At 61.8% G+C, this 12,912-nt stretch carries 14 protein-coding genes; 10 read left to right on the top strand and 4 right to left on the bottom strand.

The window, feature by feature from the left end; translation table 11 throughout:
• Positions 1-113 precede the first annotated feature (113 nt).
• A complete protein-coding gene (locus HN018_RS04525; RefSeq protein ID WP_171834396.1) occupies positions 114-929 on the top strand; it encodes an SDR family NAD(P)-dependent oxidoreductase in 816 nt (271 codons plus the stop codon).
• On the opposite strand, the gene HN018_RS04520 is transcribed toward HN018_RS04525, so the two are convergent.
• Positions 889-1,134 (bottom strand): hypothetical protein, encoded by a 246-nt coding sequence (locus tag HN018_RS04520; RefSeq protein ID WP_171834395.1) that lies wholly within the window; start codon positions 1,132-1,134, stop codon positions 889-891. The two genes, HN018_RS04525 and HN018_RS04520, sit on opposite strands and share 41 nt — an antisense overlap.
• 146 nt (positions 1,135-1,280) lie before the next feature.
• Positions 1,281-1,967: a hypothetical protein gene (locus HN018_RS04515; protein ID WP_171834394.1), complete on the bottom strand. Its 687-nt coding sequence runs from the start codon at positions 1,965-1,967 to the stop codon at positions 1,281-1,283.
• A 195-nt stretch (positions 1,968-2,162) separates the two neighbouring features.
• On the opposite strand from HN018_RS04515, the gene HN018_RS04510 reads away from it, so the two are divergent.
• Together HN018_RS04510 and HN018_RS04505 are read left to right on the top strand one after the other, a co-directional pair.
• On the top strand, positions 2,163-2,729 hold the full coding sequence (locus tag HN018_RS04510; RefSeq protein ID WP_171834393.1) for a sigma-70 family RNA polymerase sigma factor: 567 nt from the start codon (positions 2,163-2,165) through the stop codon (positions 2,727-2,729).
• A gap of 14 nt (positions 2,730-2,743) precedes the next feature.
• Positions 2,744-3,388, top strand: a complete 645-nt coding sequence (locus HN018_RS04505; protein WP_171834392.1) for an NrsF family protein — start codon at positions 2,744-2,746, stop codon at positions 3,386-3,388.
• Positions 3,389-3,538: 150 nt separating this feature from the next.
• Here HN018_RS04505 and HN018_RS04500 read toward each other — a convergent pair.
• A protein-coding gene (locus HN018_RS04500) for an IS3 family transposase (RefSeq protein ID WP_239479011.1) occupies positions 3,539-4,686 on the bottom strand; the annotation gives its coding sequence in 2 pieces (ribosomal slippage) (positions 3,539-4,425 and positions 4,425-4,686; 1,149 coding nt in all).
• 175 nt (positions 4,687-4,861) lie between these two features.
• Positions 4,862-5,497, bottom strand: coding sequence for a TetR/AcrR family transcriptional regulator (locus tag HN018_RS04495; protein ID WP_171837520.1), 636 nt, complete (start codon positions 5,495-5,497; stop codon positions 4,862-4,864).
• Positions 5,498-5,592: 95 nt separating this feature from the next.
• On the opposite strand from HN018_RS04495, the gene HN018_RS04490 reads away from it, so the two are divergent.
• The 7 genes from HN018_RS04490 (at position 5,593) to HN018_RS04460 (ending at position 12,840) form a co-directional block, all read left to right on the top strand.
• Positions 5,593-6,582: a zinc-dependent alcohol dehydrogenase family protein gene (locus HN018_RS04490; protein ID WP_171837519.1), complete on the top strand. Its 990-nt coding sequence runs from the start codon at positions 5,593-5,595 to the stop codon at positions 6,580-6,582.
• A gap of 640 nt (positions 6,583-7,222) precedes the next feature.
• Positions 7,223-7,963, top strand: coding sequence for a response regulator transcription factor (locus HN018_RS04485; protein WP_171837518.1), 741 nt, complete (start codon positions 7,223-7,225; stop codon positions 7,961-7,963).
• 820 nt (positions 7,964-8,783) lie between these two features.
• Complete coding sequence (locus HN018_RS04480; RefSeq protein WP_171837517.1) at positions 8,784-10,631, top strand: ATP-binding protein; 1,848 nt, start codon at positions 8,784-8,786, stop codon at positions 10,629-10,631.
• 167 nt (positions 10,632-10,798) lie between these two features.
• Positions 10,799-11,485, top strand: coding sequence for a response regulator transcription factor (locus HN018_RS04475; protein WP_239479249.1), 687 nt, complete (start codon positions 10,799-10,801; stop codon positions 11,483-11,485).
• Position 11,486: 1 nt separating this feature from the next.
• Positions 11,487-12,122, top strand: coding sequence for a lysozyme family protein (locus tag HN018_RS04470; protein ID WP_171837515.1), 636 nt, complete (start codon positions 11,487-11,489; stop codon positions 12,120-12,122).
• Positions 12,123-12,257: 135 nt separating this feature from the next.
• Positions 12,258-12,452, top strand: coding sequence for a Flp family type IVb pilin (locus HN018_RS04465; RefSeq protein ID WP_204259672.1), 195 nt, complete (start codon positions 12,258-12,260; stop codon positions 12,450-12,452).
• A gap of 196 nt (positions 12,453-12,648) precedes the next feature.
• Positions 12,649-12,840, top strand: coding sequence for a Flp family type IVb pilin (locus HN018_RS04460; RefSeq protein WP_171837514.1), 192 nt, complete (start codon positions 12,649-12,651; stop codon positions 12,838-12,840).
• The last annotated feature ends 72 nt before the right edge of the window (positions 12,841-12,912 follow it).

Genomic DNA, 12,912 nt, shown 5'->3' with positions numbered 1-12,912 from the left:
CGGACCCAGGCACACAGCCCGGCTTTCGCGCGCGATAGGCACTTTTAAGTGCCTGATTGTGTTGCCCATCGTCATATGAAATCCATCTGGACCAACAAACTGATGGACTATCAATGGATTTGCAATTGAGCGGAAAGACGGCCCTGGTCACCGGCAGCAGCAAAGGAATTGGCGAAGCTATCGCGACAGCTCTTGCACGTGAGAAGGCGATCGTCGTCGTCCATGGCCGCGATCGGGTCCGGACCGAGCAAGTCGCCAACGCCATCATCGCCGAGGGCGGGCGTGCCTTTGCCGTCGGCGGCGATCTCACGAGCGATGAAGATGTAGAACGACTTGTGGAGGAAGCTGAATCTCTAGCGGGATCTATCGACATTCTGGTCAACAATGCCGGCGGCTCGGGTGGCTCGACGGAGAGTTGGACCGATATTCAGCCCGGCTCGTGGGCGGCGGCTTATGACAGGAATGTCTTGGCTGCCCTCAGGATCACCAGACGCCTGCTGCCGAACATGCAGCACGCGAAATGGGGCCGCGTGATCAACATATCGAGCATTGCCGGGATGATGCCTCCGCCCTCCTCACCCGATTACTCCGCGTGCAAGGCAGCCATGAACGCCATGACCGTATCGATGTCGAAGGCGGTGGCGGCCCACGGCGTGACGGTCAACGCGATTTCTCCCGGCACGATCCACAGCATCACGGGCGATATCCGTTTCCGGGAAGTCGCAGCCGAGCGTGGCCTGGCCCGTCAGGATGCGCCATGGGACGAGATCGAACGTATCGTCCTGCCGCTGTTTGCCAATGTTCCGGTTGGACGCACGGGACGGGTCGAAGAAGTAGCGGATGCGGTCGCCTTTCTTGCTAGTCCGATCGCGGGATACATAACGGGCGTCAACCTGCGGATCGATGGCGGACTTCTGCCCAGTCTCTAGCGAAAAGGACCTTACTGAAGTGGCGGCCGGCCATGCCGGAGCTGAAACAGATCAGAGCATTGCCGGCCAGCAGCCACATCGCCGCGAGATGCCAGGCAATGCCGCCGCCAAGCCAGCCGCCCAGCGGCACCCAGTGCGAAAAGGAGGAGGGCAGCGGCGGCGAGGAATTGTAGATCTGCCACGCGCTTGCCACCATCACCAGCAATGCTGATGCGTTGATTAACCGGTCAGGCGCACGACCAGCGGATGGATGACCGTCAGACGAACTATAAAGAGTTCTCGTTCGTCAATACGGTCATCCCGGTCTAAACCCGCCTGTTGTGCGTCCTTGGCTTGTCGTTATGCCGGCACTTACATCGGCGGCTTCACGCCGTCCTCGCCGACGATGATCCTCTTCGCATCGACCGTCGTGCCGTTGACCGGGCCGAACACCACGACCTTGGCACCGGCCTTCAGCAGCGACTTGTCGCCGGGCTCGAGCGCCACGACCGGTACGCTATCCGGCACCATGATCGTCTTCTGGCCGCCTTTGTAGTCGACCATCAGCGAGTGGCCGTGCGCGGTCTTGGAGCCGACCGTGCCGTTGGTCATCGAGCTTCCCGATGCCGAACCGCCCGACATCTTGCTGACCGTGCCGTTGGTCATCGAACTGACGGTGCCATTGGTCATCGAGCCGGCCTTGCCGAGATCCCAGGCATAGTTGCCCTCGCCGGCGCCGCGCATTGATTCCGGGAACACCGCGACTTCGAGCGCGCGCAGGGTGCCGTCCGCGGCGGGTGTCGCAGCGGTGCCGATGAAGCTGCCCTGCTTGACGTCGTCGAGGCTGGACTTCTTGGCGCCGACATAGCCGGTATCGTCGGCGAGCTTGATCGTGACCTTGCCCATCGCGGTGCGGAGCGTGGCCTCGCTGCCGCTGACCGCGGTGATCGTGCCACGCGTGCGCGGGGGCACCTGGGCAAAGGCGGCGCCCGTAGCGGCTAACGACGCGGCCACGAACATGGCCGAGGTGGCGGCGAGCCTGATGTCGATGATACGCATGGAACTGATGTCCTTGGTTGAAGGTCGGGCCGGAACGGCAGACCTGGCGCCTGCCTGCCGTATGAAAGCAGATGCTTCGATGGAGTGTTCGATCTGGATTCCGACGGTGAAACACATCGCGGAGAGAAAGCGGCACATGGCTGGCATGCTTGCAGCGCAGCTAACGTCCCCCCCATCGCCACCGAACTCCCTAGCGTGACCGTGCGCGAGGACCACTGGGCAGCGGCGATGCGTGCAGAGCGCCGGGGAGATGCTGCAGCTTATGAAGTCCTTCTCAGGGAGATCGCCGTCATGCTGCGCAGGCTGATCCGGTCACGCCTTGCCCGCGCAGGCCTCGGCGTGGAGGAAACCGAGGACGTGGTGCAGGAGATCCTGATCGGGTTGCATGGCAAGCGGCACACGTGGGACGCCGCAAGGCCGTTCATGCCGTGGCTGTTCACGATCACCCGCTACAAGTTCATCGATGCGTCCCGACGCCTCAGCCGCGAGGCGAAGCGACGGGTAAACCTCACGATGGAGGAGATGACGGAGATCTTCGAGGCCCCCATCGAGGACCCGGACCGGACCCTATCGGACATCGACCGATACCTTGCCGACCTGCCACAGGGCCAGCGTCAGGTCGTCCGCGCCCTCGGCGTGGACGGCGCCACCGTGCGGGCCACCGCCGAGCAGCTTCAAACGAGCGAAGGGTCGGTCCGGGTGTCCTATCATCGCGCGCTGCGGCGTCTTATGGCGAAGTCGCAGCGGGAAAATGCCCCGTGACCAGGAAACAGGACATGGTATCCACCCTGAATACCAACGACCTCATCGGTAGTCTCGCGCGACAGGCGGGCAGCGGTCGCGTGGCGGGGCCTCGCGGGTTCAACACCGTCCTGATCGTCGCGGCCCTATGCTCTTTCACCATCTCCGTGGCGCTGGTGCTGGCGGTGTTCGGCGTCGGTCCCGATTTCGCTGCGGGTCATCATGCGCCTCTTATCTACAAAATCGTCAGCATGCTGATGCTGAGTGCGGGCGGACTGCTTCTGGCCAGCCGGGCCGCGTTGCCCGGGAGTGGGCGACTGACCCTCATGGCGCTTCTTCCGGCGGCCGTCTTGCTGGCGTTCCGCGCCGCCACGGACCAATCCGGCTTGTCGGTGCTGGGCGCCGAGACCATCTCGGTGCCGGGATGCATCCTGGCGATCCTGATCGCGTCGGTCGTGCCGCTCACCATCCTGATCGGCGTGTTGCGGCTCGGTGCCTCTACCCGTCCCGCTCTAGCAGGCGCCATCGCCGGGATGCTGGCCGGCGCACTGGGCGCCGCAGCCTATTCGCTCGCCTGCAAGAACGATGGCGGCATGTTCGTCGCCATCTGGTATCCGCTGGCCGTCCTGCTGGTCGCCGCCTTGGGCGCCGTCATCGCCCGGCGCGCTCTTGCCTGGTAGATGTCGCTGCATCGTGCCCGACGGTGGAGACGGTGGCTGCTGCAGGGGTGGGATCAGCCCGGACGAGGCGGCAGGTGACCGTGAGGTTTGAAGTAGCGGAACCTGAAAGAGGTTCGATATGAGCTGCTGCCGGTTCTGTGGACACACAACTTAAGCTGACGCTTTGATACGCTCGAACTCCATAGGGCTCAGATATCCGATGGTCGAGTGGCGTCGGCGCGGGTTGTAGAACCGCTCGATGTAATCGAACACGTCAGCCCGGGCCTGGTCCCGGGTGCGATACACCTTGCGAGCTGTTCGCTCGGTTTTCAGCGAGGAGAAGAAGCTCTCCATCGCTGCATTGTCCCAGACGTTACCCGACCGGCTCATGCTGCATGTGACGCCGTGATCCACTAGGAGCTTCTGAAACTGCTCACTGCTATATTGGCTTCCCTGATCCGAGTGGTGGAGCAGCGCGTTTGGTTTACCGCGGCGCCAGATCGCCATCATCAGCGCATCCGCGACGAGCTGGGCGGTCATGGTCGCGCTCATCGACCAGCCCACCACGCGGCGTGAAAACAGGTCGATGACGGCCGCTACGTAGAGCCAGCCCTCGGCTGTCCAGAGATAGGTGAAGTCGGCGATCCACTTCTGGTTTGGCGTCGTGGCGTCGAACTGGCGATCCAGCACGTTGTCTGCCGCTTCGTGCCGGGTGCCCTTGTCCGAAGGCAGACCCCGGCGGCGTGGCCTTGCCCGCAAGGCGTGCTCACGCATCAACCGCTCGACACGGTGCAGCCCGCATGCGGCCCCCTCGGCCAGCACGTCGTGCCAGACCCGCCGGGCGCCATAGGTCCGGTCACTGCCGACGAAGCTGGCCTTGATCTGGGCGCCGAGAACCTCGTCACCGCGCGCCCGGGCACTGGGCGACCGGGAGAGCCAGGCATGAAACCCACTGCGCGAGACATCGAGCGCCTCGCAAAGCCACCGCACCGGCCAGATCCCTCGATGTTTCGCGATGAAGCCGAACTTCACAACAACTCCCTCGCGAAGTAGGCCGCGGCTTTTTTTAGAATGTCGCGCTCAGCCTTGAGCTTGGCGACCTCACGCCGCAACCGATCGATCTCCTGCTGCTCGGGCTTGACCTGGCCGTGACCCGGAAAGGCCTGCCCAGGATCCGCAGTGAGCTCCTTGATCCAACGCCGCAGGATGTTTTCGCCGACATCCAAGTCTCGGCTGACTTGCACCACCGAAACACCACGCTCCTTGACCAGCCGGACCGCCTTCAGCTTGAACTCTCGGCTGAACTGTCGCCGTACCATCTCCACCCTCCAATCTCATGAAACACCCTAATCTCGGTGTCCACGAAACCGGCAGCAGCTCAATAATCGCGACTTGACCCTAACGCTCAAGCATTAATGCGCCTTGATCATAGTTTCCCGGAATGCCCTCAGCCGGAATAATCAGCGAGCGCAACACAGTCCAGAAATGGCTGTCCTAGGTATCATCCCTGGGGGCCCGGGTCCAACTGGCGAGTGCCCGCTGCGCCATTGACTTCAGGTCCGCATACTTGGCGCCGTCGCGCGCCTGGAGCGACATGCCTTGCAGGATACAGTTGAGATATTTTGCGGTGGCAATAGGGTCGATGTTCGCGCTCAAGTCGCCGCGCGAAATGCCTTGCACCAGTCGCGTAGCCAGCCGCGTCTCGAATTCCGCGCGCTTACCCCGTAACAACGCCTCGATTGCCCCGGATGTCGGTGAAACCGCAGCCGCAGCCGAATACATAAAGCATCCGCCTGGAGTCCCCGGTTCCGAGAATTGCCGGGCTGCCTGATCGAACAGTTTCCCGACGGTGGCCTGTGTCGTCAGGGAGGGATCGTCGATCACGCCGTAGAGCGTCACGCTGAAGGTTGCCGCGTAACGTTCCAATGCCTTGGCGAACAGTTGAGCCTTGTTGCCGAAGGCGGCGTACAGGCTCGGCGCACCAACCCCGAGTGCCGCGACAAGATCGGCCATCGAGGTCGCTTCATAACCATGGCGCCAGAAAAGCCGGACCGCCTTGTCGAGGGCTACGTTCGCGTCGAATTCCCGGGGGCGGCCTGCAGCTCGACGTGGCACAGTCTCCGCTGCCATAGGAATTCCAATCTCGAACGGTTGATAAAGACCTGCTTGCCCGGTAGATCTCGAACGATATATAACGTTCATTAGATAATCGAGGGAGTTTAGGCATGTCGCGTGTTGTTCGGATCCACGGTTATGGCGATGCCAGCGTTCTCCAGATCGATGATATCGAGGTTCCAGCTCCAGCAAACGATGAGGTGCAGATTTCAGTAAAAGCGATCGGGATCAACCGGGCCGAGGTGATGTTCCGTAATCACGCCTATCTACAGGAAGCCGTCTTCCCAAGCCGGCTCGGTTACGAGGCGGCGGGGATCGTGAAGGCTGTGGGTGCGTCGGTGACTGGTGTGAACATCGGTGATGTCGTCAGCGTGATCCCGGCACTCGATATCGCGCACTGGGGCACCTATGGCGAACTGGCAAATGTGCCGGCGCGTCTCGTCGTGAAGCATCCGCAGGGATTGTCGTTTGCAGAGGCCGCCGCTTCCTGGATGCAGTATGTCACCGCCTGGGGCGCGCTGATCGAGCAGGCGAAGCTCGGCGAAGGCGATGTCGTGATCGTCACCGCGGCGTCGAGCAGCGTCGGTCTTGCTGCCTTCCAGATGGCCCGAATGGTGGGTGCCATCGTGATCGCCACCACGCGCACCAGTGCCAAGCGGCAGGCGCTTCTCGATGCCGGAGCACATTACGTGGTTGCGGTCGAGGAAGAGGATCTGGTCGCACGGGTCATGGAGATCACCGGCAACACAGGCGCGCGCGTCGTTTTCGATCCAGTCGGGGGGCCTTCTTTCGAACCGCTGACAGCGAGCATGAAACAAGGCGGTATCCTGTTGGAATATGGTGCGCTGAGTCCGGAGCCGACGCCTTTCCCGTTATTCACCGTGCTTGGAAAATGCCTGACGCTGAAAGGCTATCTCTACAGCGAGGTCGTCGCCGACGATGCGGCTCTCGGTCGCGCCAAGGCCTTTATCGTTGCCGGTCTGGCGTCGGGCGCGCTGAGGCCGGTGATCGCACGCACGTTTACACTCGACCAGATCCAGGATGCGCATCGCTTTCTCGAGTCGAACGAACAGATCGGTAAGGTTGTCGTCACCGTCTGATCCGTATTCCAACGGACGTAGCGCCGCTACGGCCGGATGCTTAGATCACGCATAAGCGCGGATTTCCTTGCAAACGGGGCATCGAAATGCCGCCGCGCTCGGGGGACCGTATTGCTACGGCTGCAGCACCCGTCCGCCCACGGCGTGATCATTCGTGTTGCAGGCGGCGAACGGGGGTTTGCTGAATATGAGCACCCCGCCCTGACTGTGAGATCACACGTGCCGATCGCGACGCCGGCAAAATCCGGCTTCGAGTCTATCGGTAGAACCTCGACTTCTTGCTCGAGTATGGTCGTCATCGGGGGGCGCCGGGTGTTTTACTGTCGGCGCGTGGGGCGACCCGGACGATTTCGGGATCCCACTGGGGTCGCAGTCACGATCAACCATCAAGTCAAGGATGGCTGCCTGCACACGTTCAGGAAGAACAGCCGAACCGGCTGCCCTTGCGGTATCAACACGGATAGTCCTCGCTATTACGGATTTCGAGGCAATTGACCTATATGACGCTGCCGCTATCCATAATGGTCCCAAGTATCTAAAATAGTGTTGACATAATCTCACAAGCTTAGCCACCGACATTCAGTTAAATTTCGATAAACATTGCTTATATAGTCGGTTGGTCTGTAAGAAGGATTGTCAGATGCGCGTGGCCATTGCTTCAATCAATCCACGCACGCTCGCATTCGTCAGCCTGTTGCAGGAACAAGGCGTTCAGACCGAGGCATGCGATGACCTTGATGACGTTTCGGAACTGGCCGGACTTTACGATCTCGACATGCTCCTTCTGGATGTCGCACTTGCAGGGGCTGATGGTTCGGCGATCGCCGGGCTTCGACTGATGCATGCGACTGTCCCGATCCTGGTGCTCGGCGCCGACATCGGCCTGGAGCAGAGCATCGGCTGCTTCGCAGCGGGCGTGGACGATATCGTCGCCTTGCCATGCCGGATCGAAATCCTGGCAGCGCGGATCCGGGCCATCGTGCGCCGGTTTCGCGGCGCCGATCCGGCGATCTGCGCGATCGGTCCACTGCGCTTCGACATGATCCGCCGCTCGTTGCGGCTGGACGGGGTTCCAATTACCCTGACCAGCAAAGAATACGAGCTTCTGGAAGCCATGGTGCTTCGCAAGGGTGCAATCCTGACCAAGGACGTCCTGCTCGACCAGCTCTATGGCGGCCGGGACGCGCCGAACGCCCGGACGATCGACGTCTTCGTGTGCAAGCTGCGCAAGAAGCTTGCGGCCTGTGGCGTCCACGATCTCATCGAGACGGTTCGTGGCCTGGGCTATATCCTGAACGACACGCCACCGGACCGTCCATCGACAGCATACAGGCCCGGTCTCGGCTTCAAGGGTATGAGTGATGCCGCTCAGGCGGCCTGATCCATACCGGATCGTTCCTGGTTTATCTGCCTGGAGACCGCGTGGCGCGCTTCATCTGGTGACCGCGGTCACGGTCGTCACGATCCTGCTGCTATTCCTGCTGCATGTCACGTCCGACCATGCGCGATCCGTGCGACAGGACCTGGCAACCAGGAGCAGCGTCGCTGAGCTCGCTATGCAACAGACACAGGCGGTCCTCGGCAGCGCGGATGCAGCGGTTGCCAGCCTACGCCGCGAAGGCACGTCAGGGCATCCCCCTGCGGTATCGCAGCCTGTCGGCGGGGTCCGATCGATCCGGCTGGTGCCTGCAGAGCAGCCAAGCATCGCGGCGCCCGTCGGCACGGTGCTGGCGGACCGGGCCGTTACGGACCGTACCGCGACGCGTGCGGCCATCATGTTGGATACCGACTGGCTTGCCCGGCACTACGCCCGGTTGGGCAGCGGCGCGCGGGTCACCGTCGCTCTGGTGGATGATCTCGGCAGACTGGTTGTGCAGTCGGGTGCGGACGCGATCCTGGACGCGCGAAGCCGTCCGCTCGGAACCTGCCTATGTGTGGTTGCGCCGATCCCCGGACGATCGCTCACGGTTATTGTCGGCACACCCCGGATGGTCGCGATGCAACCCTGGCAGATTGCCACCGGCCGGCTTGCGATTGGAACCCTGCTGATCATTGCCCTGCTGCTGGCACTCAGCCTCCGCCTTGAGCGCCTGGAGGTCCGCGAGGCCCGCCGCCTGGCCCACCTGTCCACCAGCATAGTGCGGCTTTCACAGCAGCTCGACCGCGCATCGCTGTTCAGGCAGTTGGAAGCTGACAGTGCAATGCTGGTCGATCCGCACGCAACCTGCGTCGTGTTGCCACCGGGCCTGGACCTGGGCGCCGGTCGCGGCAGGAAGCCCGGTGGCGACAGCTTTTCGTTGCTGACCCGCGAAGGATGCCTGGAAGGCGTCCTGCTGGTCACGCTGAAGACGCGCCGTAGACTTGAGGCAATCGAACGTTCCAGCCTGGAGCAACTGGTCTACAGCGCTTCGCACACACTCGACGTTATTCAGCTGCTGGAGGAACGCCGGGCGGAGGTGGAAAAGGTCACCGCCTTGCACAGGATGGCGGACCAGTCCCGCAGACAGATCGAGGCGGTGTTCAGCGCGATGCCGGATGCGGTGCTGGCAGTGGACGAGGCTTGGCAGCCGATTTTCGCCAACGAGGAAGCCCGGACGCTACTCTCCCTCGGCTCGATCTGCTCGAGCGGCAGCCTCGACAACACCTCAGGTGGCGGCAACCTCACCAGCGCATCGGGCAGCCCCCTCTGGGCGCTTTTCCCCGCACCGGTCCTGGAACAGATCGAAGCGTCTTTGCGCCATGCCGCGGACACGCGTTCCGAGATGTCCTGCACGATCCGCTGGCCCAGCCAGGCAGATGCTCCAGAACGCTACTTCGCGATGCGCGGCGTTGGCCACGGATCAGGAACAACAGTATCGCTCCAGGATATCAGCCGCCAGATCGAAGCGGATGCCCGGGATCGCCAGGCAGCCAAGATGAAGGCGATCGGCCTGCTGACGGGCGGGATTGCGCATGATTTCAATAATCTCCTGACCGTCATCATGGGCAATCTCGAGCTGCTTCAAATCGATGAAGGCGGCTCCAGGCACGATAGTGGCTCCATCGAAGACGCGTTTCAGGCTGCACGCTCTGCCGCGGATCTGGTCCATCAGCTGCTCGCGTTTGCGCGCAAGCAACCACTCGCGCCAAGACTGGTTAACGTGGCGCAACTGCTTCGCGAGATGACCGGCCTGATCAAGAGTTCGGCCGGGCCTTTGATCACCATTGCCCTGACGTTCGATTGCGCATCATGCCACGCCCTGATCGATGCGACGCAGTTGCAAAATGCCCTGATCAACTTGGCCGTCAACGCGCGCGACGCCATGGCAGATGGCGGGACGCTCACCATCCGCCTCAGCACCACTGTCATCACGGCCGATAGCCCACCGGAAAGGGATGGCCTGCAACCAGGCGACTACGTGCGGATAGACGTCGCGGATACAGGTTACGGCGTTGCCTCGGAGCATCTCTCTCATGTGTTCGAGCCGTTCTTCACGACGAAGCCGTCTGGGGCCGGTACCGGGCTCGGACTTTCGATGGTCTACGGCTTCGTCAAGCAGTCACGGGGTCATGTCGGTATCGTAAGCACGCCGGGAACCGGCACCACGATCACGCTCTATCTCCCTCGTAGCCTAGACAGCACCGCCAACAGCACCGCATCGGTCGCCGTGGAGTCGCAGCCGCCATCCGGAAATGGCGAGACGATACTTCTGGTCGAGGATGTGGATCTTGTCCGCCATCAGACTGCCCGCATGCTGCGTCGCCTGCGCTACATGGTCATCGAGGCCGCAGACGCACAGCAGGCGCTGTCTGCCGTGATGTGCGGAGCATCACCAGACCTGCTCCTGAGCGACATCGAACTCTCCGGCGGCATTAACGGGCCTGATCTTGCGCAACGGCTGAACGTCATACTCCCGGATATGCCCGTCTTGTTCGTGAGCGGCTACGCCGATGACGGATCGTTAAATGGGAACTTGGTCGAGCCTGGACAGAACCTGCTCCAGAAACCGTTCTCGTTTTATCAACTTGGATCTCAGGTTTTGAATACCGTCAAAAGAAGCGTTCTCTAGCCTGAAAAGTCTCTTGCGGGATCGAGTCACTTCAAAAACGGATCTGTCCTAAACGTTAGAATTGCGTTATACCTTGGCTGAATAGTCAAGTTCTAGCAGCCACGCACGGCTGGAAGGCCTGAACCGTGGCACGATTAGACGATCTAGAGCCTCAGGGACCATCGGTGATGATCGTCGAGGACGACCCTGCAATCGGGGATATGCTTCTGCGCTTCCTGATCCGGTCGGGAATGCCGGCACAGATTGCGCGTAGCGGCCGCGAGGCCATGCTGCTCAAGGAGACCTTCGGCCCGGACATCGTGCTGCTCGATCTCGAGTTGCCCGACACGAACGGCATCTCACTGATCCCATGGCTGCTCCGCACCGGCGATTGCGGCATCATCGTTCTCAGCGGCAACGGCGAGGAAGCAGAGCGCGTGGTTGGCATCGAGCTTGGTGCCGACGACTATATCATTAAGCCGCCATCCATGCGCGAGCTGGTCGCCCGCATCCGCGCGGTGCATCGAAGGCTGGCCCGGGGCCGGAACAATGAGATCCGGCCGGAAGCTTCTACAACGCTCCGCCTGGCGCATGCAGAGGTAGATCTTCGCAAGCGCGTCGTGATCGTCGAAAATGGCGACAGGATTCCGCTGACCGGCGCAGAGGGGAAGGCCCTCGAATTGCTGGTCGCTGCCCGCGGAGAGCCGCTTTCGCGCGAGGAACTCTGTCGTCAGGCGCTGCGGCGTCCGCTTGGGTCCGAGGATCGCGCGGTCGACCAGTTGATCGTGGGTCTGCGCAAGAAGCTGTCGTCCCGTGACAGCGACGACCAGATCATCGTGTCGGTTCGTGGCGCCGGCTACGCATTGTCTGCCTGACATGCGGCGCTGGCTTGCCGGGACGCTTCTGCTGGCAGTGCAGCTCCTGGCACTCGCCGTTCATCCGTCTGCAAAGGCCGATCCCCAGGACTGCCAGCAGGCGGCGCACGATGCAGAGGAAGAGTTCCGACTGCCCCAGGGCCTGCTCGGTGCCATCGGGCGCGTCGAGAGCGGTCATGGCCGGGACAATGCGCCATGGCCGTGGACGGTTGCGGCCAACAAGACGGGCGCCTTCTACGAGACACGTGCCGAAGCCGCCGCGCAGGTCGAGCGACTCCAGGCGCAGGGGACGCGGCTGATCGACGTCGGCTGTTTCCAGGTCGATCTGTTCTGGCATCCCGGCGACTTTGCCTCGGTCGAGGAGTCTCTCGATCCGCGTGCGAATGCTCGAGCGGCGGCACGGTTCCTGGTGGCACTGCACGCGGAGACTGCGGACTGGCCGTCCGCTGTCGCTCGTTATCACAGTGCGACACCGCGTCTTGGGACCGCATATCGCGACCGCGTTCTAGGTTCGGCTGGTTCGTCTCAAACGTTGAGCATAGCACGGAAGTCCGACCCGTATCTCATCGTCGTTGCAGGACGGCGTCTAGATGCATCCGTATCGTTTCCGCATGTTGTTCGTGCTGGACTTCGTTGACCAAACTCGTCATTTCCTGACGGGGCATTTCCGTAGAGATTAACATCCGGTTAACGAAAAGACACGATAACTGTGTTGCCGGCCGGGTGGTGTGTATCCCAGCGCTCGGTCAACACAGAATCTGGAGACACCAAAATGATGTCATTGATTTCGGCGGCCACTGTCCTCATCAACACCTTCCGCGACGACAAGCGTGGCGTGACCGCCATCGAGTACGGCCTTATCGCGTCCATGATGGCCGTCGTCCTCGTCGTCGCCGTGGCCCTGGTCACCGGCTCGCTGACCACCGCGTTCACGAGCATCGGCACCCATATCTCGACCGGCAAGTAATAAACAGCCGAGCTAAGCCGGGGACGAGGAGGAAAGCGTGTTCTCCCTGTTCCCGGCTATCGCTTTCGATCCGGGACCGCCAGATCCGTCATTCCAGTGCTGACTGGCGGCATCTCGGCCTGAAACTAGATCAGGATGCCATCGGTCGGCACCTTTTTCTACCGGCGACCGTCAACTCAGGGCCTGGAGAGATCTCATGATATTACTTGCGTCGTTGACGACCCTGCTGATCTACAACTTTCGGCTCGATAGGCGCGGTGTGACCGCGATCGAGTATGGCCTGATCGCGTCCATGATGGCAGTCGTCCTCGTCGTTGCGGTTGCGCTGCTCACCGGATCGCTTTCATCAGCGTTCACTACTATCAGCGGCGACTTCCCTATTAAGTAGGATAATGTAGAAGCGGCGGATGCGCTCCGCAGTTCCTCTTGCTTGAACTCGTAAGCATTTTCCTGATGGCTG

This window comes from Lichenicola cladoniae, from assembly GCF_013201075.1.
Classification (GTDB): domain Bacteria; phylum Pseudomonadota; class Alphaproteobacteria; order Acetobacterales; family Acetobacteraceae; genus Lichenicola; species Lichenicola cladoniae.
Note: the sequence above shows the minus strand (reverse complement) of the source record. Positions and strands in the feature narration are given on the sequence as shown.

Excerpts from the sequence above, each read along its gene's own strand:
- HN018_RS04525 (WP_171834396.1), top strand. The coding sequence starts at position 114 with ATGGATTTGCAATTGAGCGGAAAGACGGCCCTGGTCACCGGCAGCAGC.
- HN018_RS04515 (WP_171834394.1), bottom strand. The coding sequence starts at position 1,967 with ATGCGTATCATCGACATCAGGCTCGCCGCCACCTCGGCCATGTTCGTG.
- HN018_RS04505 (WP_171834392.1), top strand. The coding sequence starts at position 2,744 with ATGGTATCCACCCTGAATACCAACGACCTCATCGGTAGTCTCGCGCGA.
- HN018_RS04495 (WP_171837520.1), bottom strand. The coding sequence starts at position 5,497 with ATGGCAGCGGAGACTGTGCCACGTCGAGCTGCAGGCCGCCCCCGGGAA.
- HN018_RS04490 (WP_171837519.1), top strand. The coding sequence starts at position 5,593 with ATGTCGCGTGTTGTTCGGATCCACGGTTATGGCGATGCCAGCGTTCTC.
- HN018_RS04485 (WP_171837518.1), top strand. The coding sequence starts at position 7,223 with ATGCGCGTGGCCATTGCTTCAATCAATCCACGCACGCTCGCATTCGTC.
- HN018_RS04480 (WP_171837517.1), top strand. The coding sequence starts at position 8,784 with ATGCTGGTCGATCCGCACGCAACCTGCGTCGTGTTGCCACCGGGCCTG.
- HN018_RS04475 (WP_239479249.1), top strand. The coding sequence starts at position 10,799 with ATGATCGTCGAGGACGACCCTGCAATCGGGGATATGCTTCTGCGCTTC.
- HN018_RS04470 (WP_171837515.1), top strand. The coding sequence starts at position 11,487 with ATGCGGCGCTGGCTTGCCGGGACGCTTCTGCTGGCAGTGCAGCTCCTG.
- HN018_RS04465 (WP_204259672.1), top strand. The coding sequence starts at position 12,258 with ATGATGTCATTGATTTCGGCGGCCACTGTCCTCATCAACACCTTCCGC.
- HN018_RS04460 (WP_171837514.1), top strand. The coding sequence starts at position 12,649 with ATGATATTACTTGCGTCGTTGACGACCCTGCTGATCTACAACTTTCGG.